The 23,304-nt window shown below is 35.6% G+C and carries 22 protein-coding genes, 2 rRNA genes and 6 pseudogenes; 3 read left to right on the top strand and 27 right to left on the bottom strand.

Going from position 1 to position 23,304, the window contains the following annotated elements; translation table 11 throughout:
- Window positions 1–95 precede the first annotated feature (95 nt).
- A complete protein-coding gene (locus M3627_RS13500; RefSeq protein ID WP_251556099.1) occupies window positions 96–422 on the top strand; it encodes a nucleoside triphosphate pyrophosphohydrolase in 327 nt (108 codons plus the stop codon).
- Window positions 415–2,817: a DEAD/DEAH box helicase family protein gene (locus M3627_RS13495; RefSeq protein WP_251556098.1), complete on the top strand. Its 2,403-nt coding sequence runs from the start codon at window positions 415–417 to the stop codon at window positions 2,815–2,817. The genes M3627_RS13500 and M3627_RS13495 overlap by 8 nt, the downstream gene beginning before the upstream one ends.
- Window positions 2,818–3,083: 266 nt before the next feature.
- Here M3627_RS13495 and M3627_RS13490 read toward each other — a convergent pair whose 3' ends face one another.
- From M3627_RS13490 to M3627_RS13455, 8 genes and pseudogenes are all read right to left on the bottom strand, one after another.
- Window positions 3,084–3,299 (bottom strand): hypothetical protein, encoded by a 216-nt coding sequence (locus M3627_RS13490; protein ID WP_240949760.1) that lies wholly within the window; start codon window positions 3,297–3,299, stop codon window positions 3,084–3,086.
- Window positions 3,292–3,789 (bottom strand): hypothetical protein, encoded by a 498-nt coding sequence (locus M3627_RS13485; RefSeq protein WP_251556096.1) that lies wholly within the window; start codon window positions 3,787–3,789, stop codon window positions 3,292–3,294. The genes M3627_RS13490 and M3627_RS13485 overlap by 8 nt, the downstream gene beginning before the upstream one ends.
- Window positions 3,790–3,825: 36 nt before the next feature.
- A complete protein-coding gene (locus M3627_RS13480) occupies window positions 3,826–5,406 on the bottom strand; it encodes a T7SS effector LXG polymorphic toxin (RefSeq protein WP_251556095.1) in 1,581 nt (526 codons plus the stop codon).
- Window positions 5,407–5,818: 412 nt separating this feature from the next.
- Complete coding sequence (locus M3627_RS13475) at window positions 5,819–6,265, bottom strand: YrhA family protein (RefSeq protein WP_251556094.1); 447 nt, start codon at window positions 6,263–6,265, stop codon at window positions 5,819–5,821.
- A gap of 4 nt (window positions 6,266–6,269) precedes the next feature.
- A pseudogene (gene imm47, locus M3627_RS13470) lies at window positions 6,270–6,985 on the bottom strand (Imm47 family immunity protein).
- A 220-nt stretch (window positions 6,986–7,205) separates the two neighbouring features.
- Window positions 7,206–7,523, bottom strand: a complete 318-nt coding sequence (locus M3627_RS13465; RefSeq protein WP_251556093.1) for an SMI1/KNR4 family protein — start codon at window positions 7,521–7,523, stop codon at window positions 7,206–7,208.
- Window positions 7,524–7,793: 270 nt separating this feature from the next.
- On the bottom strand, window positions 7,794–8,267 hold the full coding sequence (locus M3627_RS13460; protein ID WP_251556092.1) for an SMI1/KNR4 family protein: 474 nt from the start codon (window positions 8,265–8,267) through the stop codon (window positions 7,794–7,796).
- Window positions 8,197–9,714 carry an HNH endonuclease gene (locus tag M3627_RS13455; protein ID WP_251556091.1) on the bottom strand — a complete coding sequence of 506 codons (1,518 nt, stop codon included), beginning with the start codon at window positions 9,712–9,714 and terminating at the stop codon, window positions 8,197–8,199. Before M3627_RS13455 ends, M3627_RS13460 begins: the two co-directional genes overlap by 71 nt.
- A gap of 156 nt (window positions 9,715–9,870) precedes the next feature.
- On the opposite strand from M3627_RS13455, the gene M3627_RS13450 reads away from it, so the two are divergent.
- Window positions 9,871–10,032: a hypothetical protein gene (locus M3627_RS13450; protein WP_240949837.1), complete on the top strand. Its 162-nt coding sequence runs from the start codon at window positions 9,871–9,873 to the stop codon at window positions 10,030–10,032.
- Between the two features lie 134 nt (window positions 10,033–10,166).
- Here the strand turns inward: M3627_RS13450 and M3627_RS13445 are convergent, their stop codons facing one another.
- From M3627_RS13445 to M3627_RS13365, 19 genes and pseudogenes are all read right to left on the bottom strand, one after another.
- A complete protein-coding gene (locus M3627_RS13445) occupies window positions 10,167–10,652 on the bottom strand; it encodes a DUF6985 domain-containing protein (RefSeq protein WP_169361527.1) in 486 nt (161 codons plus the stop codon).
- Between the two features lie 6 nt (window positions 10,653–10,658).
- Window positions 10,659–11,240, bottom strand: a complete 582-nt coding sequence (locus tag M3627_RS20860; RefSeq protein ID WP_285841713.1) for an HNH endonuclease — start codon at window positions 11,238–11,240, stop codon at window positions 10,659–10,661.
- A gap of 678 nt (window positions 11,241–11,918) precedes the next feature.
- Window positions 11,919–12,047 (bottom strand): annotated as a pseudogene (locus M3627_RS20855) (T7SS effector LXG polymorphic toxin); the annotation flags it as partial.
- A 234-nt stretch (window positions 12,048–12,281) separates the two neighbouring features.
- Window positions 12,282–12,767 carry a hypothetical protein gene (locus M3627_RS13435; RefSeq protein WP_169361480.1) on the bottom strand — a complete coding sequence of 162 codons (486 nt, stop codon included), beginning with the start codon at window positions 12,765–12,767 and terminating at the stop codon, window positions 12,282–12,284.
- A gap of 221 nt (window positions 12,768–12,988) precedes the next feature.
- Entirely contained in the window at window positions 12,989–13,495 is a 507-nt protein-coding gene (locus tag M3627_RS13430; RefSeq protein WP_251556088.1) for an SMI1/KNR4 family protein, read from the bottom strand.
- Window positions 13,496–13,511: 16 nt separating this feature from the next.
- Window positions 13,512–13,820: pseudogene (locus M3627_RS13425) on the bottom strand (hypothetical protein); the annotation flags it as partial.
- 99 nt (window positions 13,821–13,919) lie between these two features.
- Complete coding sequence (locus tag M3627_RS13420) at window positions 13,920–14,435, bottom strand: hypothetical protein (RefSeq protein WP_251556087.1); 516 nt, start codon at window positions 14,433–14,435, stop codon at window positions 13,920–13,922.
- Window positions 14,436–14,538: 103 nt separating this feature from the next.
- Window positions 14,539–14,664: pseudogene (locus tag M3627_RS13415) on the bottom strand (IS110 family RNA-guided transposase); the annotation flags it as partial.
- Window positions 14,665–15,096: 432 nt separating this feature from the next.
- The gene (locus M3627_RS13410) at window positions 15,097–15,795 is read right to left on the bottom strand and encodes an SMI1/KNR4 family protein (RefSeq protein ID WP_169361484.1); all 699 of its coding nucleotides are present in this window, start codon (window positions 15,793–15,795) and stop codon (window positions 15,097–15,099) included.
- Between the two features lie 18 nt (window positions 15,796–15,813).
- A complete protein-coding gene (locus M3627_RS21080; protein WP_169361487.1) occupies window positions 15,814–16,095 on the bottom strand; it encodes a hypothetical protein in 282 nt (93 codons plus the stop codon).
- Between the two features lie 1,020 nt (window positions 16,096–17,115).
- Window positions 17,116–17,235 (bottom strand): annotated as a pseudogene (locus M3627_RS21075) (T7SS effector LXG polymorphic toxin); the annotation flags it as partial.
- A gap of 253 nt (window positions 17,236–17,488) precedes the next feature.
- Complete coding sequence (locus M3627_RS13400; protein ID WP_169361485.1) at window positions 17,489–17,974, bottom strand: hypothetical protein; 486 nt, start codon at window positions 17,972–17,974, stop codon at window positions 17,489–17,491.
- Complete coding sequence (locus M3627_RS13395; RefSeq protein WP_240949833.1) at window positions 17,971–18,825, bottom strand: AHH domain-containing protein; 855 nt, start codon at window positions 18,823–18,825, stop codon at window positions 17,971–17,973. Before M3627_RS13395 ends, M3627_RS13400 begins: the two co-directional genes overlap by 4 nt.
- A gap of 399 nt (window positions 18,826–19,224) precedes the next feature.
- Window positions 19,225–19,388 (bottom strand): annotated as a pseudogene (locus M3627_RS13390) (bacteriocin immunity protein).
- 50 nt (window positions 19,389–19,438) lie between these two features.
- Window positions 19,439–19,957, bottom strand: a complete 519-nt coding sequence (locus tag M3627_RS13385) for a SecY-interacting protein Syd (RefSeq protein WP_205964173.1) — start codon at window positions 19,955–19,957, stop codon at window positions 19,439–19,441.
- Between the two features lie 30 nt (window positions 19,958–19,987).
- Window positions 19,988–21,871: a T7SS effector LXG polymorphic toxin gene (locus M3627_RS13380; RefSeq protein WP_251556085.1), complete on the bottom strand. Its 1,884-nt coding sequence runs from the start codon at window positions 21,869–21,871 to the stop codon at window positions 19,988–19,990.
- A 343-nt stretch (window positions 21,872–22,214) separates the two neighbouring features.
- Window positions 22,215–22,841 (bottom strand): NUDIX hydrolase, encoded by a 627-nt coding sequence (locus M3627_RS13375; RefSeq protein WP_169361552.1) that lies wholly within the window; start codon window positions 22,839–22,841, stop codon window positions 22,215–22,217.
- A 123-nt stretch (window positions 22,842–22,964) separates the two neighbouring features.
- Window positions 22,965–23,080: ribosomal RNA gene (gene rrf / locus M3627_RS13370) — 5S ribosomal RNA — on the bottom strand.
- A 56-nt stretch (window positions 23,081–23,136) separates the two neighbouring features.
- Window positions 23,137–23,304, bottom strand: a 23S ribosomal RNA gene (locus M3627_RS13365); the annotation flags it as partial.

The following is a 23,304-nucleotide window of genomic DNA, read 5'->3' as shown; positions in this document are numbered from 1 at the left end:
TCTCAACTATATAATTCATTTGTAAAGACATAGACTAAAGGTTTAAGATAAATATCAACAGTAGCAAACTAAATCAATAGTAAGGAGGAACAATTATGCCAGTTTACAATAAGCTAGTACGTGATTTAATCCCCCAGGTAATCGAGAAATCTGGAAGTAAGTTTTCCACGCGCATTTTAGATAAATCCGAGCATTTAACCGAAGTGAAAAACAAATTATATGAAGAAGTGAAGGAATTTGAAGCAACGGATAACCGAAAAGATGCACTTGAAGAGCTAGCAGATATACTAGAATTAATCCATGCGGCTCTTCCCATTCATGAAGCTACCTATGAGGAGCTTGAGCAAATCCGCCTTGCCAAAAAAGAGAAGCGCGGAGGATTTAAAGAAGGAATCTATTTAATAGAGGTTGAGGATGAGTAGGCTAAGGCTGATCACATCTAATCTTATTGAGGACTTGAAGAGTCTTACTCTCGATGCGACTAGTATTTACTGGATTACTGCATTTGCTATGAAATCAGGCGTTAGGCATGTACTCCCTTCTTTAAAGGAGGCAGGTTTACGTGGAGCAGAGCTTAAGCTACTAGTTGGTGACTATTTATACATTACTCAGCCCGAAGCACTGAAGCTCTTACTAGAGGAACTTCATCATGCAGAGATTAGAATCTATAGAAGTAATGGAATTTCCTTTCATCCAAAGGCTTATATGTTTCGTTCCAATGAAGATAGTCACCTGATTGTTGGCTCCTCTAATTTATCCTCCTCTGCGTTACATAATGGGATAGAATGGAATCTTTACGCCCCTGCCGTAGTAAGTGGAACCGTTTTTGAGGAAGCAACAAATGAATTTATGAAGCTTTTTTATTCAGCCTCCACTATTCCCTTAAACACAGAAACTTTATCAGGCTACCAAGAGGTCTATAACAAAGTGAACAAGGATTTAGCGCTTAGTAATACCTGGTCAGCAAATGAGGAACAGGTGATCATGTTCGGCGCAGTTAATGGAGAGTCGATGGTTATTGATCCCAAAGAAGAATACAAGACTGGACCAAGTCAGCTTACTCCTCGCCCTGCTCAGGTATTGGCACTGCAAGCGCTAAAGAAAACGATAGAAGATGATTATGACAAGGCTCTTGTCGTTCTAGCTACTGGTTTAGGCAAGACCTATTTGGCTGCTTTTTTCGCAGAACAGTTTAAACGGGTACTTTTCATCGCACATCGAGAGGAAATATTATACCAAGCAAAAAACTCTTTTCTACATGTCCACCCTAACCAGTCAGCCGGCATGTACAACGCAGTTGAAAAGAATGTACATGCAGATTTTATTTTTGCTTCTATTCATACGCTTTCCCAGCAGTATCACCTCGATCAATTCAGCTCAAATGACTTTGATTTAATCGTTGTCGATGAATTTCATCATGCTGCTGCACCAAGCTATGAGCGGGTTATCGAATATTTTAATCCCAAATTTTTATTAGGTATCACAGCTACTCCAGACCGTTTAGATAATAAGGATGTCTACAGTATTTGTGATGGAAATGTAGCCATTCGCATTCCATTCATTGATGCGATAGAGCGGGACTGGTTAGCTCCCTTCCGATATTATGGGGTCTATGATGAAACGGACTATTCTCAAATTCGTTGGCTAGGAAATAGATACGATGAGGACGAATTAGCTCGCTTTCAATTACGTGAAGAAATGGCTAAGAAAATATTAGAGGCCTGGAAGCTCCGTAAACAAAGTAAAACGATTGGATTTTGTTCTTCTGTAAGACAAGCTAATTTCTTAAGCAATTATTTTTCTGGAGCAGGATATAATTCAGTTGCCTTAAGCGGTGCTACTCCTCGAGAGGAACGTATAAATGCGAGGAAAGAACTGGAGAATGGATTATTAGATATCATCTTTACCGTAGACTTATTTAATGAGGGAGTGGATATTCCCACAGTTGATACTCTTCTTTTTATCCGTCCCACTGAATCTGTTGCAGTATTCACGCAACAGATTGGTCGAGGCTTGCGTCTTGCTGACGGAAAAACGCATTGTGTCATTATTGATTTAATAGGAAATTATAGGAATGCAGACACGAAGCTGTCTATCTTTTCAGCAGAGCAAATGGATAAACCAAACCTGTATACAATACAAGCTGCTATACCTGAATATTGCTCTATCGAATTAGAAACGGAGATCATTGACCTTATTAAAGAAATGGAGAAAAAAGCTGCTAGCCACAAGCAACGAATGATTTATGAATACTTCCGATTAAAAGAGGAACTAGGAACCCGTCCTTCCTACCTAGAATACCATTTAAAATCAGGAATCATAACAACCCAAGTCAAAAGTGAGTTTGGCTCCTATGTAGGTATGTTGAAGGATGCTGAGGAGTTAACCGAACAAGAACTAAAGGCGTATAACCTTTATCAGGAATGGGTTGAAGAAGTAGAAAAAACAGCTATGACTAAAAGCTATAAGATGGTACTCCTGAGCTACATGTTATCGCGTGGGGTAAATCACTGGTTTGAGCCAGTCACTGCAGAGACTGTTGCTCCCTACTTTATTGATTTTCTAACCACTAAGGAATATAGAAGAAAAATCGATTCCATTGTACCAGATCATAAAAAAACGGCTTCCTTAATTGGTCGCATGCCTATGACCAAATGGAGTAATTCTTCAAAAGGGAAAATTCGATATGTAGATGGAGAATTTGCTCTAAACTTTGATGTGAGTAAACATGTGAATGAAATCATCTTTAATTGGACGAGGGAGATTTGTGAATATCGATTACATTGGTATTTCGAAAAGAAGGCTGAAAGAATTTAGGGTAAGTAGCAGTCCAATTAACTTTGCAAATAGAAAGGCATAAATAGAAGGAAGAAACCTTGAAAAGCTTTGGCTGATCAAGGTTTTATTTTATGATCTTTAAACTTTATAATTCCTTATCTTTCTAAATCCATGGAAGAAAAAGAAAAAAAAGCAGATTGATAATGATGGTATTTGACCATAATCACCCTGCTATTTGTTTCTTTGTATAATCTCATTTATTAACTATTTTTCAACTTGACCCAATAAACTCTTATAGCATGCAATTATTTTAGCTCATTAATAATTCCATTTACCCCGTGTACAACTATACTACTAAGTACGTCAGTATAATTATTGTAGTCATCTGATTTATCGATGATAGTATCAAAGACTTCTTTCAGCTTACCATCAATTATAAGTGTAAGCCCTTCTACTTGCTCCTCACTTCCCTCTTTCCCAAACATTTCTTTCATTATAGTAAAGGTTTCTGTTTTATTCATAGTTATTCTCCTTTAGAAATAAATTTTCGCCAGTGATTATCCAATATTGATAGTCTACGGGAATGTTTTCCATGAATTGTTCATACTTCCCTAGCCAGCCATTCGGTACATATAATTCATAGGATGCCGGTTCTGGATAAAAAGAAGTAAGCTTCTTATCATCAAAATCAACATATAAAGAAGGTATCATATCTGAAATATGACTATATTCTCTATGCACTAAACTTTTTCTTAACTCTTCATTACTTACTTCTAATTCTCTGATTTCATGTAGAAAATCTTCCACATTATCTTCATTTACTACCGCCATATCAAACCTGTCAGAAAAGTCATCAGGATTAGGAATTTCAAATCCTTTCTCCAGATAAGAAGATATTAATTTATTTAAATCTAGAAACCATATTTCCTTATCTGTAACAAACCATCTATATGATGTGTTGTATTTAACTAAAACTATTATGTTTTCAGCATATTTGGGTTTGTTAAACAATGTATCATCTCCTCAGTGTATTAAGTGTTTCGTATTTTATTTCTTTATCTTACCATATTCCTCAAGCCACTCAATCCATGGTGAGGGAAATTCAAATGATGTTCCCGGTGTACTAGGGTCAACCACTTTTGGTGCTGTCCCTCCCTGATTAAGTGGATTGGTTTTATATCTAAATTGTGGTATTGCGCTTTCTTGCACAAAATCGTCAAACCATCTTGGCACTTCAATCTCTACAATTTCAGCACCAGCGCCTCTTTTCTCCAAGAAATATTCGGCATGTTCCCTAGTCCCTGCGCTAACGTTTAAGTTTGCATCTTTGTTAGGAATGATCATTCTTCCATTATTGTCGACTTGAATCCTTACTTGGCTTGCATTTGGCATTTCTCCACCTTGAACCCTAAAGTATGATGTAGTGTCATCCATCCCCTGAGATCCCGGTTTAACATTTTCCGTAACTCGATTGACGTCTCGAGCATCTTCTATTGCTCGGCCTCCTTTTATTGCAAATCTAGCTCCAGTAGTGCCCCAACCCACGAATGGAATCATCGATCCAAAGGAAAGTCCTGCATTTAGCATATCTCCTCTAGCGGTATAGATTATCCCGTTTAGACCATCCGCTACTTCTCCCACAACTGGTATCAGTCCTAATATATCTAATCCCAACTGAATACCATCGAGGACTTTATTTTCCTGCGGTTCATCGGCTTGATCGTTTTCTTTATATATTACTTCGGAGACAACTTCATAGCTAGATTTTCCACCATCCATTGTTTCTTTAATGATTAAACCATTTGCGTACGCATGGTACTTTATATTTTCTCCCACGTTTTCTTCAATTAGCGAGACTTTCATCCCTTCAAGGGTCTCAAAAGTATCCGAATTGATTGTTGTTCCAATTAACTCTTCATATTCTTCTACCCATAGATTGTTAGGGTCTAAGTATACTTTAGGAAAGAGTTCTGTTCTAATCCCACTACCGAAAGTTATGGCTTTCCATTGACTGGACTGGAAAGAAGTGACCTTTACCCCTGCACCAAACATTCCTTCCATAAGTACTATCCATAAGCCTAACTCTTGTAGATTCTGTTCAACGGTGCTTAATGATGTAGTTTGGGAAGTATCAAATTGATGTAGATCTGTAATTGTGTTGTCACGTTTCTGTTTAGAATTTCGAACTCCCTCTTGTACCTCACTATCATCTAGCGGTGGTAAAGCAACGATATCACTGACGGTCTCCATAATACTGTTTGCATCGTTGGTGAATCTTTCAGTTAAAGTACCAATCTGGGTAAGTCCCTGCTCCAATTCTCCTTCTAAAAACTGTTCAAGGATGTGACCAGCAGTATCCGGCTCTAACGATGTGAGTGCTGTCTCTATATGTTGGAGCTGCTGCTTGAATCTTTCTGTGAACAAAAGGAAGAAATGAAGGAATGGGAGATGAACTTCCGAGTAGAAATTTCGAATTGCACTGCCTCCAGCCCCCTTCAATACTTCCTCCATTGCAACAAGTCCCTTAATAGAATCATTAATATTACTTACTTCCGTTTCTAGACGTTCTAGCATAGCCATATTGCGTTGTAAACCATCTTGAAGTAGGTTGACATCTAACGTTTTCATAAGCGTGCCCTCATAGGATTAGGGCTTAGATATCTCCAATTTGCTTTATTATATAACACTTCCTTACATATTATAGACATAATCTCTCCTCCTATAGCAATCTATCATTATCTATAATATTCCATTTTTTATATTGAAAGGTAAAGTGTGGACTCCCATGTAACTCTAAAATGATTCGAAAGAAATATTAATTTTCAGTTAATTAGTTATTTGGAATTAGAATAACAGGGTTATCATTATTCTAAATTAAGAGTCCCTGCCATATCTGGGTGACTAACACTATGTTTACCATAAATAAAAAAGCCTTCCAAGCCTCCTAGCTAAACAAAGTTTAATAACTATTAAACTTTTATAGAAATAATAGTTAGATCATCAAAATATAAGTCAAGTAAATTAGCATTAGATCCTAGAGCTAGCTAAGTGCCGAAGATAAAGCAGATTCCAGCATATGATTAAAATCATTAAAAGTTTCCATGTGCTCACCTGAAGGTTTATCTAGTTCCACAAATTCTTTTTTAGAAATATTATAACAATACCAGGCTATATCTGAATCTCCAAAAAAAATTAGCTCATCTTCCTCTTTAATCGCTTCCCATACTTCATTGGCATCGAAAAAACTATCCACCTGATTTAGTGGTATAGAATCCAAAAAATTTGGGTCAATTCCATAAACTATAAGTCCATTAAATTCAAATCCATTTATCGTTTGTAAAAATTCATAATATTGCTGTGGCAAAATATCTTCACCAAATTTTTCCTCTACAGATTTACGAAATCTTGATAACTCATTTTTATTCGTAGGTAAATTGAGTTTTTCCCCTCTTATTTGAGAAATCTGCCTAACTTGCTCTCTCCACATATAATCACCTTCTATAAATATTCTTTAACTCTGTTGTATTTTTATATTTTATGTCCATAAAAGTATTTTTACCTTTTTCCCATTTTATATTGGAAATCACACTTACATAATTGATGAAATCTTTATAATTACCCCTATTAATGATGGTGTTGTAATCTCCAGGCACTCTTTCACCTGTCCAAATAGACAGTAAAGAAGGAATTAATTCCATTCTTAGCGGTTCTCCTTTATTTACTGCTAGCATTACTCTCTGTATTAATTTTTTTGTTAAGTCTCCCGGGAAAACTAAGTTTTCTTGAAAGTAATATTTCTCTCTCTGGGTGGCTTCACAAAGCATAAAATATAGTTCTCCAATTTCATCTACTGTTGCTTCTGCATTATTTAGATTTTCTAAATTCAGGAAAGAATCAATAGAATCTTTGATAATAATGGTTGTATCGCTAATACCCTCCCACTCTTCAAGTAAGGCTAAAAGGTGTGGGATTACACGAAAAGAAAGTGAGGTTATAGCCCCAGATGCGAAAGTGTTTATAGTTTCTTCGGTTGCCCCTCCTAGAAAATCAAGGTTGTTCGAATTCTCTAAGTCTTCATGAGTTGAAATAGCTAGAAACACTCTAATACATAAGTTTAAGACAGCTTCATCTTTTGTTTGATTCATAGTTGAATCAATAATGGTTTTTGAACAAAGTTTCCTAATTTAAATAATTCTATTAAGTTCATTAAAATTTCTCGTTCTGTTACAGCTTTTAAAATATTTCATTGATTTCAGGTTAGGATAGATTAGGTTTTTCTCCAAACCATATACTATTCATTAAGTTTTCTATTCCCCTCATTTGTACATCAACTTCTTTCAATTATTTAGATATGTTTTTCATTATTTCTTGATAATTTCAAAAAAATATTAACTTATAACATATTTTAACACTTCTAACATCCCCTATTATTGATCAGTATCCAGTACTAATATAGCATTTGCTGACATTTCACATAAAACCAGATATTGCTTCGGAAAACCATGATCTTTTCTAGAAATGAGTGTGTATGATTCAATATTGTTTTCTTCATATGCTATATCTAGTAATTCAAAGGGTACATGTTCTTCCCAAAAAGGTCCTGCATACTGGATATAAAATTTTTGGAAAGTATCCGATGCGTTTACACCTAGCCTTATTAAAGCATCCTGTACTAGATTGCTATCTTCACGTTTATATATTTCTTCTCCTAGAACTTCGTCTAGCCTCTCAGGCAATATGCTCATATTATCTTTCTCCTAAAGCTTCTTTTCCTCGTATTTTCCGATAATTATAGATTTGAAACGCACCTCTAGTTGTCTCATCCATTGGATAAAATGGGTTTAACTTTCCTTTATAAGGATGTAGTGGAGCTCTTTTAGCATTTTATAAGCTTCCTTCTTGTTATCAAGCAAAATTGTCTTATAAAAAAAGCAAAAAACACTTGACGTATAAAATGCAATCAAGTGTTTTGAAATTTAAATTAAATGCCATCCTCGGTAATATAAAAATAATAACTACTCTTTAAACATCGTGAAAAATTCAGATATATCTTGGGCAACTGTTTTAGTTACGGGTGAAAATTCTTCAGACTCTTCGTGGTACCAAACAACCACAGTTGGATTTTCCCTGTTGCTATAATCTAAACAAACAAAATCTCCTGTAAAGAGTGCTGCAATTGGAACCACATTCATTCCTATTAAGTCTTCATCGTCAGTTAACCTTTCACCAATTTGTGTAATTGTAACTTCAATATCATACCACCCATTGATTTCATCAGATTCACTTTCTTCAAGGATGCAGAGAAACCTTTCAATAATATAATTATTTTCATTGGAAGAAAAGATGTTTGTAATTGGCACAGCTCCATTATTTTTTTTTATAAACTCTCTATATGGTTCAGGAAATGTAACCCTTAAACTATGTTCGACCACGTCCAGCAATCCATCCGTTGGCAATGGTGAGACAATGGTATTCGTATCTACTTTCATTTTTTTCCCCTCCTAGTTTTTTATCTTTTTCCATGTGCCCATCCACCTGGACCCTTCCTCCTGAATGATAAACTGAATTATGTATTCCAAAAGGAACTAATTCCATTCTACCGTCAATTTCAGAATGATGCCAAGTTGTCCCTGGTGGACGTTTTCCACCAAAGATTTTTGAATCAAGCCAACTAAACTGTTCTGGGTCTGTTTTCTTCCAATATTCTTTTGGTAACATAATAACGACTGCTTTTTCATCTATCTTTATAATTAAATCAGCTTTTTCGAAGTCTGGATATTTTGTTCTTGGTTTCATAGGAACATCGAGTACCTCTCCCAGCTCTTTTGCCCGTTCTCTAATCAATTTTAATTGTTTTTGCGTTAGTGTATCCCCTCCTGGAATGTTCCTCCACTTCCAAGGAACATTTGAATTTACCTTTTCTGCATAAGCAGTAGCATAATCATCTAAAACCTCATCAAATTCCTTATTTTTCAATAAAAACTCATTAATATTTTTTAAATACGAATTTACTGGTTTATTCGTACCCTTAGTCTCAACATCCACATTCTTTACATCTGCATTCACATTACTATCAATACTTTTATTTGTTGGTGTAGTATCCACCTTTGCAGATGGTGCATTTATTGTCTTCGCATTTTTAGGTGGAGCTGTATAATCTCCATTGCCTCCAACAACTTTTGGCTTAGCCTGTATATTCGAATTTGGTGTTTCTGATTTCACATTTGCTTTTCCGCTACTAACGGGGGCTGGGTTGTTCGCTTTTGCCGTTGGTGTAGTGACTGTTTTAGTAGATTTATTTGGTATCGTAGTACTGCTAAGGTTTATGTGATCTCCATTGCCACCAACGACCTTCGGCAGATCCTGTATCTGCTCATTTGGATTCCCCTTAGTAGGGCTGGCAACCGCACTTTTGGCTTCAGGTGTATTCCCTTTAGATGGCGGCTGGACTGCAGATGCTTGTCCTTTATTTGTATTCGCTCCATTGCCGTCCAAATCGGGAGTCTTATTGGCAACGTTCGGGTTCTGGATCTCTGGATGAACACCGCCACTGGGAGTTTTAGATGTTGGCATGTTGAACATGAATGGACTATTATTGGTATACGGTGTCCGATTCTGTAAGCTAGTAAACAGATTTAATTGCGACTGCGAACCAATCAGTGGACTATTCACCATATCACGATAAACGGAAGTAGACACTGATTCTACTATCTCATCGTTTAGGACATTTTTGGGCTGAAAAAAATTACGTCCTTTATTTACAATTTTAGTCCCGGTACTTCCCCAGCCTAAAAATGGAACCATTGCTGCAAAGGAAAGACCTGCGTTTAACTTATCTCCTCTAGCATAATAGATTACTCCGTTTAAACCATCGGCTATTTCTCCGATTCCTGGTATTAACCCTGCTAGATCTAATCCAAATTGAAAACCATCCAACTATCGAATTCATGCAACTGTAAAACTGTATCGTCGCGTTTCTTTTTGGAATTTTGAATTTAAAAAACCTTGAAAGACAGTTAGCCAATCAAGGTTTTAAATATTATAAATTATCTTTAAACCCCAAAAATACACCAGAAGGGAGGAAATAAAATAATGAATGATATTTTTGTTAAATTACTTTATGAATCTATCGTGAAAGAGAACCTTCAACTCAAAGACTTGTATGAAGCGGAGAATATTACTTCTAAAACAGATGATTATTGGAAAAAGGCTACGGTTTTAAGTTCTTTAAAAGTTGAATTCTTTATGGCATAATATACTTTTTTAAATTACCTAATACCTCTTGCCAATAACGTTTGATGAGTTCCCTGATCGAGTTGCTTTCCATTTGGATTTAGTATATCAAATACTTTACTTACACCCTCATACTTTACATTAATTCAGGTAAATTATAGTACAATATCTTGATACCCTACTTCTTCTACATTTTCATCTTCAATTTTTATTCCTAACCCATTTTCAATATCCCAAGAGACATCACAAAGCAAACCTAGTCTTCTTTTTCCATTCTTTCTTACTCTTCTTACAATTAATTCAGTTGGCTTCACTAAACTTTTTAAATCTGAGGCAGATTCAACTTTTGGAGCAAAATTATCTGCTTCTGATTTATTCCCTAACCTCTCTCTATATTCTTCATAATTATCACTATAGTAGTCATATACTAGTTTTTCTGCCTCATTCATTATATTTTTCATATCTTGAATAAAATTTATAAATGCTTCTCTCTGTACATTGGAAAAATCCGCACTTTCATGTCCATCAATACTTAAAATTATTTCCTTCTCCAAGTCAAACATTCTAAGAGTTGTTTTTCCTCTCCAGAAATTATTTTTATATTCAAGTTCTCCAAAAAGATCATCATTAATCATTGTCATTTTTAATTACTCTCCTAACTTAACTTTTATATTATATTCGCCAACTCCACCCAAATGTCCAAAAACACTATTAATTTTTCTAGGTACCAATTGTATTGTTTCCAAGTCATTAAGTTCATGCCAAGTATATTTATTATCTTCTCGCCAATCAGCTACATCTTCTGCTGTCCATTTTTTATCTGGTGTACTCCAATTTTTAGCCAATTCTTCATCAGCAGTTGAAAAATTTGATTTTCTATCATTAGTCATGTTTTCTAATTTTATTTCACCTTTGGAGAATGGTGAAAAGTCTGGCATTCCATTTTTGTACTCAACTCCGTCAACGCCAGCTTCATCAAGATATTTTTTAACTTCTCCGGTCTTATCAGAGATAAATAACGACTCTGCTCGTTCGCTACTCCATTCGCCTTTATTAACAGGTGTTGTTTTTACCCTTTGCTCATAAGAGCTATATTTAGGCTCTACATCAAAACCTCTAGTATAATCTATCTGCCTATCTTTAACTGTCCCCTTTGACGGGACATCCGGTTTCGACAGCGATAAATTGCCAGTAAGAGGACTATTGAATGTTACAGACTTTGGTGTCATATTATTGAAGTCTGTTTTGAACATATACATGTTAGCCTGGGTTCTGCTTAGTGGGCCATTGACCACTTCTTGGTAAGTGGGTGTAAACATAGATGCCACTTTTTCATCACTTAATACATTCCTTGCTTGGTATAACTGACTACCTTTATTTGCAAATTTCGTTGCAGTACTTCCCCAGCCGGCAACTGGAATCATCGCCGCAAAGGAAAGACCTGCGTTTAACTTATCTCCTCTAGCATAATAGATTACTCCGTTTAAACCATCTGCTATTTCTCCGTATACAGGAATTAGTCCCGCTACATCTAATACAAATTGAAAACCATCCAACAGTTTATTTTCTTTTGGTGGCTCCACTTGGACTGCTTCTTCCTTGTATTCTACTTTAGAAACGATTTCGTAGTATACTGTCCCGTTTTCCGAGTATTCTTTGATAAGTAGACCATTTGCATATTGATGGTATTGGATATTCTCTCCCACGTTTTCATCAATTGTAATCATCCTTTTCAGCTCTAGCGCTTGAAAGGTTTTGGCAGTGATCATCGTGCCGATTATTTTGTCTCTTTCATCTACCCATAGTTTATGAGGCTCTAAATATACCTTCGGGAATAGCTCTGTCCGAATCTCGCTTCCAAACGTAATTGCATTCCACTGACTCGGCTGGAAAGTAATGTCCTTTACCCCTGATGTAAACATTCCCTCCATATCCACAAGCCAATTGCCCATCGTTTGAATATCTGCTTCGACTGTGGTTAGTGATGTGGTTTGAGAGCTATCGAATTCATGCAGCTGTAAAACCGTGTCGTCACGTTTCTTTTTAGAATTTTAAATTTAAAAAACCTTGAAAGACATTTAGCCAATCAAGGTTTTAAGTATTGATCCATAATTAACAATTAAAAAATACCTTCAAGAAACAAAAAAAGATGACCAAGTTTCCTTTAACTCTTCTTTTTAAAGCAGTACATCTCCACTCTTAAAATTAACTATCACATTTATATATTTCTTCTCCCAGAACTTCATCTAGTCTCTCGAGCAAAATACTCATTAATCCAATTTAAAAGCAACAATTTGTCCTTCTGGATAATCACCATTCCAACCGCAAGGAAAAGCACCATATTGATATATTTCAAACAATTTTTCAAAAAAGGAATTACTCTTTCCATTTATTGCTCTATTGATGGCACAATTAGTAAGGTCAGCTACAACATCATTATAAAATATACTATATTTAAATGAGCTCTTTCTCACATTATCAGCAATAATTTCTAATAATTCTTCCAGTCCTTTAGGTTTTTCATTTTCAGATTTTGCATAATATAAACCCTTGACTTTGCTCATTTCCATTTCTCTAATATCTTTCCAATTATACTCTTCTTCACCAAAAATTTCTTCATAAGCTAAATGCTCTGCTTTTTTTGTATCATTAATAATGATAATATTTTGGGGAAATTTATTAGTTTGTTCACTCTGGAAATCTTTCGAGAACTGAATTACCTCTTCAACTAAATTATTAAATAACCCATAGTTCATTACTTATTATACCACCTTTCCAAAAGGTCAACTGTTGCCCTCCTCTTTTCCATACAGGATCCTGCAAACATCATTCCCCAATATTGGTGACTCTAATCCAAAAAAATTTATAAAATAATAGAGTAATAGTTAATTTTCTCACTCAATATCAGCTGATTTAATATAAATTAAAATAAAAACCTTGAAAAGCTTTGAGCCAATCAATGTAACAAGTAAAATTTCTACTCTATTTCAATTCCGTCATAAGCATCTCCTAGTGATTCAAAATCATCACTATACCAATACCAACTCTCACCTTCGCCTTTACTTACTAATATTCTATTTAATAAATCAGTAAATGAAATTGCTACAACTGTAGTACTACCTACTACACCATGGGAATCCCAGTGACTATCATAGCATTTTCCTAACCTTTCAGGATGTAAATCAATCGATAAATAATTACCACTACCTAGGTCACCTAAAATATACCAATGTGAGGAAATATCATATTCGCATTTTTCCCCCACAATTATAGGGTTTGCCAGCACAAATTTATCAGAAGGAACGATAGAAACGCCAAAATCTACATTAGTAAACAACTCCACTCCTCCACAAATCGTATAAAATTCAAGTAAATCTTTCGGAAGAACGTCACCCTGTTCAATATTTTCTGGAAGTCCTTGAGGTGGGTAAACTTTACAGTATTCTGTTTCATTAATTTTTTGAAGAATCTCTTTTATACTCATAATAGCCTCCTAATTATTAGTCAAGTGTATATAAATATTTATTTAATTGTCTGTAATATTCTCTCCTAGTTAATTCCGGAACCTTTGCAGCATCAAACATATCTTCTGATAATCTTTGTATCTCTTTAGGACTAACATTTTTCCAATCAACTTTCGCTCCTACAGGTCTACCTGTTCTCTCCCGTAGCCATTCTCTATAGACCTTTTTAGTTGCTTCATGCATCCCACCATTATTCCTATCTGTGAGAGCAACTGTAGGTGACTTACCAACTTTTTCTTTATATCTTGGAATATTTTGCTTTGCCCACTCATTCATTACTCCATGATGATTTTCGAGACCGTACTTTCCATTTGCAGGACGATAAGAAACTACATCATATTCTTTTACAACTTTTTCCGTACCCTTAGTCTCAACATCTACACTTTAATTTGTTGGTGTAGTATCCACCTTTGCAGATGGTGCATTAATTGTCTTCGCATTTTTAGGTGGAGCTGTATAATCTCCATTGCCTCCAACACCTTTTGGCTTAGCCTGTATATTCGTATTCGGTGTATCTGGTTTCACATGGGCTTTCCCGCTACTAACTGGTGCCGGGTTGTTTGCTTTTGCCGTTGGTGTAGTGACTGTTTTAGTAGATTTGTTTGGAATCGTGGTACTGCTCAGGTTTATGTGATCTCCATTGCCACCAACGACCTTCGGCAGATCCTGTATCTGCTCATTTGGATTCCCCTTAGTAGGGCTGGCAACCGCACTTTTTGCTTCGGGTGTATTCCCTTTAGATGGCGGCTGGACTGCAGAAGATTGTACTTTACTAGAATTTGCTCCATTGCCGTCCAAATCCGGGTTCTTATTGGCAACGTTTGGGTTCTGGATCTCTGGATTAACACCGCCACTGGGAGTTTTAGATGTTGCTGGGATATCCGTTTTCGCTGTTGGCATGTTGAACATGAATGGACTATTATTGGTATACGGTGTCCCATTCTGTAAGCTAGTAAACAGATTTAATCGTGACTGCGAACCAATCAGTGGGGGAAAACTTTTAATAGCTTGGGTAATGGTGTCTCAATTGAATGTGCAACTGGTTCTTTAATGCACCTTGAGCTTTCACCAAGACTTTTATTCTAGTGACCAATTGCTGTATTGAACAAAATAAATCATGTGGTTTAGCGTATGAAAGTGTTAGGTTACTCGCCCGGTTATCTTACTTTTCATGCCACTCAAGTATTAAACATAATACCTTGATGGTACAACCATCATAAGCTATTGATTTTCATTAGCATTTTTAATGTCGTCCAAAGCATAAATTTCTCCCCAAAAACAAAAAGCACCTGTTGCCTTTATTTGACAATCAAGTACTTTAAGTTCATCTGTTTTTAAGTAGCATAAATTTTATAAGTTTTATAGTAACAGTATGACACCTTTTTTATCGTGCCAAGTACTTCATTAATACTTACGAGCTTGTATGAGTCGTTATTTTTATATACTTACCATGTGTTTATATACATCACCCAGTAAAATGTCGCCTAAGCTCGTACTTCTTTTACTATTCTATCATCGTGCACGTAATACTCTTTGAAGGTTGTACCACCATAGAATTAAACTAAACTTCAAATCCAATTACTATCCATTCATCAACTATGTCCCAAAAATTCATATTATATCTAGGCTCTTTATTTGTCCACCATAAAGTCGCATTATCATTATTAGAATTCTTATAATCTACTGCAACATAGCCACCCATACCACTTTTGAAGAAACCAAAAGTAGTTTGTAAATCAATTTGTAAGGGCTCTTCTAACTCTTCGATAATCCCCCATTCATCATCACCAAAAAAAGTTACATCTTCTAAAGGAACTAAACCCATTGATTGGCTCGCATAATAATAGAAACCATTATGAACAGTTTGATAAAAATTTCTTATTGTTGAAGGAAACTTATCCCAAGATTTTTCTAATTCTTCATTATTAAACTCATCTTTAGGATTCCCCCCCTCATAATATCGAATTTCACCATTATCTGTTTTAATGGTGTATAAAATTGAATATCCACCATTTATGTCCATAAGGTCTACTTCTTCAAGGTGCTTAGACAAATAAGAAATGGTGTTTCTTAATTCCACTCCTACTTGCTCTTTCCATAAAGATAAAATAATCTCAACTCTCTGGTCTACGTTTTCTTCTTGAAACAATTTATACCAAGAATTTGGTATTTTCCCACAATCAAGTTTATTAATCTCATGGCATGATATAAGTTGTGCATTTCTTTTATATTTTCTTAAAAACCCCAGTTTTTGTTCCATAATGCTATATCAGCTCCTTTATTTATCTATATCTTTTTTATTTCCTTCAACAAAATCATCAATTTGTTTTTGTAATTTCATTTCTAATTCTTTTTCCTTCTTTATCATTTCTTCTCTAAACTTAGGGTCAACTTCAATATTTTCTTTTTTATAAATTGTCCAATCAGAATAAGATTTAGACCCCTTAGATTTATTGGCTGCTTCACTTAATCCTAAAAAATTCTCTTCATTGTTTAAAACCTTAAGTTGTTGTTCTTTTGTTAGTTTATCAAAATTCTCCATCTTAGCTATATTTTTCATTGATACGATATGATCGGCTTGAAGTCTACCTGTAATATGCTTACCAGGTAAAGCAGGGTCAGGCATTCCTATTTTATCCTCAATACCCTCGTTAACTTTTTCTCGTAACTTTGCAGTAGGCGATCCGTCTCTTAATTCATCATATAATTCCTTTGAGATTCTTCTTTCCCCGTATCGAGGCGGTAATCCAATTTCATCCGTACCCATAGTCGTAACATCCACATTTTTTATCTCTGTATTACCATTACCCTCTAAACTTTTAGAGGTTGTTGGGACATCCGGTTTCGACAGCGATAAATTGCCAGTAAGAGGACTATTGAATATTACAGACTTTGGTGTCATATTATTGAAGTCTGTTTTGAACATATACATGTTAGCCTGGGTTCTGCTTAGTGGGCCATTGACCACTTCTTGGTAAGTGGGTGTAAACATAGATGCCACTTTTTCATCACTTAATACATTCCTTGCTTGGTATAACTGACTACCTTTATTTGCAAATTTCGTTGCAGTACTTCCCCAGCCGGCAACTGGAATCATCGCCGCAAAGGAAAGACCTGCGTTTAACTTATCTCCTCTAACTGTATAAATAACCCCATTGGCGCCATCTGCAATTTCTCCGATTCCTGGTATTAACCCTACGATATCTAATCCAAACTGTATACCATCCAACAGTTTATTTTCTTTTGGCGGCTCAACTTGGACTACTTCTTCCTTGTATTCTACTTTAGACACGATTTCGTAGTACACTGTCCCGTTTTCCGTGTATTCTTTTATAAGTAGACCATTTTCATATTGATGGTACTGGATATTCTCTCCTACGTTTTCATCAATCGTATTCATCCTTTTAAGCTCTAAAGCTTGAAAGGTTTTGGCAGTGATCATCGTGCCGATTATTTTGTCTCTTTCTTCTACCCATAGTTTATTAGGATCTAAATATACCTTCGGGAATAGCTCTGTCCGAATCTCGCTTCCAAACGTAATTGCATTCCACTGACTCGGCTGGAAAGTAATGTCCTTTACCCCTGCTGTAAACATTCCCTCCATATCCGTAAGCCAATTGCCCATCGTTTGAATATCTTCTTCTACTGTGGTTAGTGATGTGGTTTGAGAGCTATCGAATTCATGCAGCTGTAAAACCGTGTCGTCACGTTTCTATTTGGAATTTATAATTTAAAAAACCTTGAAAGGCATTTAGGCAATCAAGGTTTTAAGTATTATAAATTATCTTTTATTGATCTATAATTAACAATTAAAACATGCCATCAAGAAACAAAAAAAGATGACCAAGTTTCATTTAACTCTTCTTTTTTAAAGCAGTACATCTCCACTTAACTATCACATTTATATATTTCTTCTCCCAGAACTTCATCTAGTCTCTCGAGCAAAATACTCATTAATCCAATTTAAAAGAAACAATCTGTCCTTCTGGATAATCACCATTCCAACCACAAGGAAAAGCACCGTATTGATATATTTCAAACAATTTTTCAAAAAAGGAATTACTCTTTCCATTTATTGCTCTATTGATGGCACAATTAGTAAGGTCAGCTACAACATCATTATAAAATATACTATATTTAAATGAGCTCTTTCTCACATTATCAGCAATAATTTCTAATAATTCTTCCAGTCCTTTAGGTTTTTCATTTTCAGACTTTTCATAATACAAACCCCAGACTTCGCTCATTTCCATTTCTCTAATATCTTTCCATTTATACTCTTCTTCACCAAAAATCTCTTCATAAGCTAAATGCTCTGCTTTTTTTATATCATTAATAATTATAATATTTTGGGGGAATTTATTAGTTTGTTCACTCTGGAAATCTTTCGAGAACTGAATTACCTCTTCAACTAAATTATTAAATAACCCATAGTTCATTGCTTATTATACCACCTTTCCCAAAGGTCCACTGTTGCCCCTCCTCCACTTTTCCATACAGGGGTCGCAACCTCTTTGTCTATTCTTTCTATTCTGTATTGTTCCAATCCAATTTCTTTAATCCTTTTAAGTTCATTTTCAAGGTAATTATCCTTCATGTATAGTGGTAATCCCTTTTCTTGAAGTAGTCTTAACTTTTGTTGCAATTCAAAAACTTGTTTTTCTATTATAGTTATATTTTGTCTAATATCTATTTCATCCAATTTGCTCCTTACAAAATTACTATAAATTGAGTGATATCCTTTATGTCTAGAAGTTACACTAACCTCAGCGTCTGGAACTCGAAGAAAAAATCCATTTGAGGCATTGTCCATATCCATACCTATTTTTTGTAATACAGGATGACTTCTAAATTCCTTAGGAATAATATGTTGTGCTTGATAAGGGGTTCGCTTTGTAGTTATAGGCAAACCCATTTCTTCAAACATGTTTTTACCCAGCTTTGTAGAACTTCCTCCTGTCACCTTTCCAGGTGTACCAGGAATAAGCCTATTAACTTCTCCCGCACCCTTTATCTCAAGATCCATCTTTACATCTTTATTCACATTACTATCAATACTTTTATTTGTTGGTGTAGTATCCACCTTTGCAGATGGCGTATTAATTGTATTCGTATTTTTAGGTGGAGCTATATAATCTGCATTGCCTCCGACAACTTTTGGCTTAGCCTGTATATTCGAACTCGGTGACTCTGATTTCACATTTGCTTTTCCGCTAATAACGGGTGCCGGGTTGTTCGCTTTTGCCGTTGGTGTAGTGACTAATACAATCAGCCATCTTTTTTCAGCCAACTTGGACAGAGTTATCTATCGACGATATTTACGACATTTTAAACGGTATGCAAGTGTTGAACATCGACATTCTCGAGTTGGGTTAGTCCTCTTGCTCTAGTCACTGTTCTATGTTCGTAAAAGTTTGTAAAAATTTTAAAAGGCTAGGAGGAAAGCGAAGGTAAGGTTTTGAAGAATTGAAATAGTGGTAATTGTTGATATTATGGTTATTTGCTTAATAACATAAAGAGTAGATAGGACATAATTTTATTAAATAAATCGGAATTGTTCGGTACTGGGTAGCCCACATAAAAAAAGAAACCTTGAAGTAAATAGCCCTTCAAGGTTCTACAAAGAGTATTCTAAATACAATTATTTTTCTTTTTTATATGCTAATGTAATCTCCACTACTTCCTCTGGTTATAAATCCTCATCGATCCAAAAAATTAAGTCGCTGGGAGCAGGGTGAGGAACATTTTGTTCTAAGATTTCTATATATTCACTTACCCCTTCCTCAGATAGCATAGGATTATAATTTTATTTACTAGTTCAACTAGTTCTTTAAAGGTTAGTTTCTGATAAATAATTGTGTACTTACTTATCCTTGTTGAGATATTCGACACTAAATAAAATGCTATCTTTTCAGTCTCAAATTCCCTATTAATTCTTGGATATTATCAGCAATATGCTCAAATGTCCCTTTTTCAAAATCTTCTAATTGTATTATTCCATTACTGTTCTCAATAACTACCAACAAACCATTCCCTTCAATCCCAATAGGTATCTTCTTTAAACTATCCCCATGATTTTCTTTATATCCTTTCAGTGCCTCTCGGAATGAACTTATCTCGCTATTCGGTAGCACAGACTCTAATGCAATATAGTGTTCCTGATAAAATCCATCTAAATCTGCAAACCAATATGAGTTAAAATATTCAACTATTGATTTATGCAATTTTATATCAAATTCATCTTCTAAACTTGTAAAGTCCTGTGAAACAGTCTTTTCTACAGGTTTCCATGAGATATATTCTTCCTCATCAACTTCTCCATCATAAATTATTAGGTTATCTTCACTACTAATTGGTGTTTTAAATAAAAAATCTAAACCTTCATTAGCTATCTCTTTTCTCATTTGAAAGTATATCTGCATTGCTTCTTTTATTGACAAAGTTATCACCCTTTACTTATTTAAAAATTTTTCAAGTAATTCAGCATACTCACTGTCATTTCCCCAAACACTGGCAGCTTTTTCCGCATTATGTATGCCACCTGTTCCTGGGTGTAGCTTGGAAGGCACTGCAACTGCTTGCCCCCCCCCACCTACATGATGATGGATTAATTTATCATTGTATAATTCCTTTAAATCATATTGAGGGAAGTGTTCTCTAAATGTTTTATCAATTATCGGAGAGAAACCCAATTGAATTTTTTGTTTATTTGCTTTACTTAAACTTTCTGGTTGTTTATTCATTATTTCTTTCCAATAAAAGTCTTTATCACGTAACCAGCCTTCTGAATTGGTTCCTGCTTTACCCTTACCCACATAAGGCATTTCTACTGTAATTCTTGGGTCTGCAGTATATTTTTCTTCTAATTTTTTTAAATCAGCATTCCTATAAGTTCTTATAGGATGATTAATATTATCTATACCCATAGTCGTAACATCCACATTTTTTATCTCTGTATTACCATTACCCTCTAAACTTTTAGAGGGTGTTGGGACATCCGGTTTCGACAGCGATAAATTGCCAGTAAGAGGACTATTGAATGTTACAGACTTTGGTGTCATATTATTGAAGTCTGTTTTGAACATATACATGTTAGCCTGGGTTCTGCTTAGTGGGCCATTGACCACTTCTTGGTAAGTGGGTGTAAACATAGATGCCACTTTTTCATCACTTAATACATTCCTTGCTTGGTATAACTGACTACCTTTATTTGCAAATTTCGTTGCAGTACTTCCCCAGCCGGCAACTGGAATCATCGCCGCAAAGGAAAGACCTGCGTTTAACTTATCTCCTCTAGCATAATAGATTACCCCGTTTAAACCATCTGCTATTTCTCCGATTCCTGGTATTAACCCTGCTAGATCTAATCCAAATTGTATACCATCCACCAGTTTATTTTCTTTCGGTGGCTCGACTTGGACTGCTTCTTCCTTGTATTCTACTTTAGAAACGATCTCGTAGTATACTGTCCCGTTTTCCGAGTACTCTTTTATCAATAAACCATTTGCATATTGATGATATTGTATGTTCTCTCCAACGTTTTCATCAATTGTAATCATCCTCTTCAGCTCTAGCGCTTGAAAGGTTTTGGCAGTGATCATCGTGCCGATTATTTTGTCTCTTTCTTCTACCCATAGTTTATTAGGATCTAAATATACCTTCGGGAATAGCTCTGTCCGAATCTCGCTCCCAAACGTAATTGCATTCCACTGACTCGGCTGGAAAGTAATGTCCTTTACCCCTGCGGTAAACATTCCCTCCATATCCGTAAGCCAATTGCCCATCGTTTGAATATCTTCTTCTACTGTGTGTAGTGATGTGGTTTGAGAGCTATCGAATTCATGCAGCTGTAAAAGCGTGTCGTCACGTTTCTTTTTAGAATTTTGAACTCCTTCTTGTACCTCACTATCATTAAGATGAGGTAGTGCAACGATATCACTTACTGTATCCATGATACTGTTTGCTTCGTTTGTAAGTCTTTCTGTTATGTTGGCAATCAGCGTCAGTCCTTGTTCTAGCTCTCCCTCTAAAAATTGCTCGAGGATGTACCCTGCCGTATCTGGTTCTAACGACAAAAGAGCAGATTCAATTTGTTGAAGCTTTTGCTTGTAACTATCGGAGAAAACAAGGAAAAAATGAAGGAAAGGTAAATGAACGTCTGAGTAAAAGCCACGGATTGCACTACCTCCTGCCCCTTTCAATACCTCCTCCATTGCTACTAGTTCTTTAACTGTGTTTTGAATATTCCCCACTTCATTTTGCAAACGTTCCAACATAGCTATGTTACGTTGCAATCCATCTTGAAGTAAGTCTACGTCTAGTATTTTCATAGGCATACCCACGTTGAATCGGGTACAATGAAGCATTTCCAATTTTCTTTATTATACAATATTCCCCACCAGATAGACATAATTTCTCCTCCTCTAGCAATCTTCCAATATCTATAATATTCCATTTTTTATATAGAAAGGTAAAGAGAAGTCTAGTATTTAGCACTAAAATGATTCAGAAGGAACAAGGTAAGTTATACAGAAATAAGCATTTAGAATTAAAGAGATATAGTATTTTGGAATTATCACTACAAAAATAAAAAGACCCTCTAATAGATAGAGAATCTTCTTTTTGAAATACTATTAAATCTTGGAACGCTTCGTGATAGAAACTATTTAAGTTTATTGCTTATCTATTGATACTTCTGATTGTTTCCATAAAATGCTTTAACACTCGTGCAGTTAATCCCCAAATAGTATAGTTTTTATAATCATAAAACCATTCCTCAATATCTCTAGGTCTCCATTGATATTTGTCCCCATTAAATATCTTTTCATAAGGAAAGTCCATCGGTGGCATAGGTTGAACAGAGACAGTGTGCATATAAGGCTCATAGTCTAAGAGCCAGCTAATTGGTATGGTAAATACTTCTTCAACCTCTTGTTTGTTGAAACTTTCGATTTGGTGATGATCAATAGTGGCCACGAATGGATAGACCACGAAAGATGAAGAAGCAATATAAGGACTCAACTGACCAATAACTTTTATAGATGTCGGGTCTATTCCTAACTCTTCATGTGTCTCTCTTATTGCAGCTTCCAATGGAGAGGCATCTGTAGTATCAATACGACCACCTGGAAAACTGATATCTCCGGGCTGTTTTCGCATCGTTAAGGAACGCACTTCAAACAACATATGCCATTCTCCTTCCACTTGCACAAGTGGAAGCATAATAGCTGAGCGCAGAGCTGTATCCTCCCCAATAAATAGTGGCTGGCTATGCTGTAATTTTTTTGTTAGATCCTTTAAGAACATAGAATCCCCCTTGCCTTATTTATATATATTACTAGAGTACCATGAATACTGTTTCGTTTAAAATAAATGGACAGCAAAACAAAAAAGCCGCCACCGATTACTCGGTGACGACTTCCTTTAGTTGCCCAGCGACGTCCTACTCTTGCAGGGGGAGACCCCCAACTACCATCGGCGCTGAAGAGCTTAACTTCCGTGTTCGGTATGGGAACGGGTGTGACCTCTTCGCCATCATCACTAGACTTTTGAGTTGTTCACTCAAAACTGGATAAAAGACATCATATTAGAAACAAACAATTTGGTTAAGTCCTCGATCGATTAGTATTCGTCAGCTGCACGTGTCGCCACGCTTCCACCCCGAACCTATCTACCTCATCGTCTTTGAGGGATCTTACTTACTTGCGTAATGGGAAATCTCATCTTGAGGGGGGCTTCGTGCTTAGATGCTTTCAGCACTTATCCCGTC

The organism is Psychrobacillus sp. MER TA 171 (assembly GCF_023713305.1).
Lineage (GTDB): Bacteria > Bacillota > Bacilli > Bacillales_A > Planococcaceae > Psychrobacillus.
Note: the sequence above shows the minus strand (reverse complement) of the source record. Positions and strands in the feature narration are given on the sequence as shown.

What these genes read in the sequence shown, in the direction of transcription:
- M3627_RS13500 (WP_251556099.1), top strand. Translation starts at nt 96, where the DNA reads ATGCCAGTTTACAATAAGCTAGTACGTGATTTAATCCCCCAGGTAATC.
- M3627_RS13495 (WP_251556098.1), top strand. Translation starts at nt 415, where the DNA reads ATGAGTAGGCTAAGGCTGATCACATCTAATCTTATTGAGGACTTGAAG.
- M3627_RS13490 (WP_240949760.1), bottom strand. Translation starts at nt 3,299, where the DNA reads ATGAATAAAACAGAAACCTTTACTATAATGAAAGAAATGTTTGGGAAA.
- M3627_RS13480 (WP_251556095.1), bottom strand. Translation starts at nt 5,406, where the DNA reads ATGAAAACGTTAGATGTCAACCTACTTCAAGATGGTTTACAACGCAAT.
- M3627_RS13475 (WP_251556094.1), bottom strand. Translation starts at nt 6,265, where the DNA reads ATGTGGAGAGAGCAAGTTAGGCAGATTTCTCAAATAAGAGGGGAAAAA.
- M3627_RS13465 (WP_251556093.1), bottom strand. Translation starts at nt 7,523, where the DNA reads ATGAGCATATTGCCTGAGAGGCTAGACGAAGTTCTAGGAGAAGAAATA.
- M3627_RS13460 (WP_251556092.1), bottom strand. Translation starts at nt 8,267, where the DNA reads ATGAAAGTAGATACGAATACCATTGTCTCACCATTGCCAACGGATGGA.
- M3627_RS13450 (WP_240949837.1), top strand. Translation starts at nt 9,871, where the DNA reads ATGAATGATATTTTTGTTAAATTACTTTATGAATCTATCGTGAAAGAG.
- M3627_RS13445 (WP_169361527.1), bottom strand. Translation starts at nt 10,652, where the DNA reads ATGACAATGATTAATGATGATCTTTTTGGAGAACTTGAATATAAAAAT.
- M3627_RS20860 (WP_285841713.1), bottom strand. Translation starts at nt 11,240, where the DNA reads ATGACACCAAAGTCTGTAACATTCAATAGTCCTCTTACTGGCAATTTA.
- M3627_RS13435 (WP_169361480.1), bottom strand. Translation starts at nt 12,767, where the DNA reads ATGAACTATGGGTTATTTAATAATTTAGTTGAAGAGGTAATTCAGTTC.
- M3627_RS13430 (WP_251556088.1), bottom strand. Translation starts at nt 13,495, where the DNA reads ATGAGTATAAAAGAGATTCTTCAAAAAATTAATGAAACAGAATACTGT.
- M3627_RS13420 (WP_251556087.1), bottom strand. Translation starts at nt 14,435, where the DNA reads ATGCCAACAGCGAAAACGGATATCCCAGCAACATCTAAAACTCCCAGT.
- M3627_RS13410 (WP_169361484.1), bottom strand. Translation starts at nt 15,795, where the DNA reads ATGGAACAAAAACTGGGGTTTTTAAGAAAATATAAAAGAAATGCACAA.
- M3627_RS21080 (WP_169361487.1), bottom strand. Translation starts at nt 16,095, where the DNA reads ATGAAAAATATAGCTAAGATGGAGAATTTTGATAAACTAACAAAAGAA.
- M3627_RS13400 (WP_169361485.1), bottom strand. Translation starts at nt 17,974, where the DNA reads ATGAACTATGGGTTATTTAATAATTTAGTTGAAGAGGTAATTCAGTTC.
- M3627_RS13385 (WP_205964173.1), bottom strand. Translation starts at nt 19,957, where the DNA reads ATGCAGATATACTTTCAAATGAGAAAAGAGATAGCTAATGAAGGTTTA.
- M3627_RS13380 (WP_251556085.1), bottom strand. Translation starts at nt 21,871, where the DNA reads ATGCCTATGAAAATACTAGACGTAGACTTACTTCAAGATGGATTGCAA.
- M3627_RS13375 (WP_169361552.1), bottom strand. Translation starts at nt 22,841, where the DNA reads ATGTTCTTAAAGGATCTAACAAAAAAATTACAGCATAGCCAGCCACTA.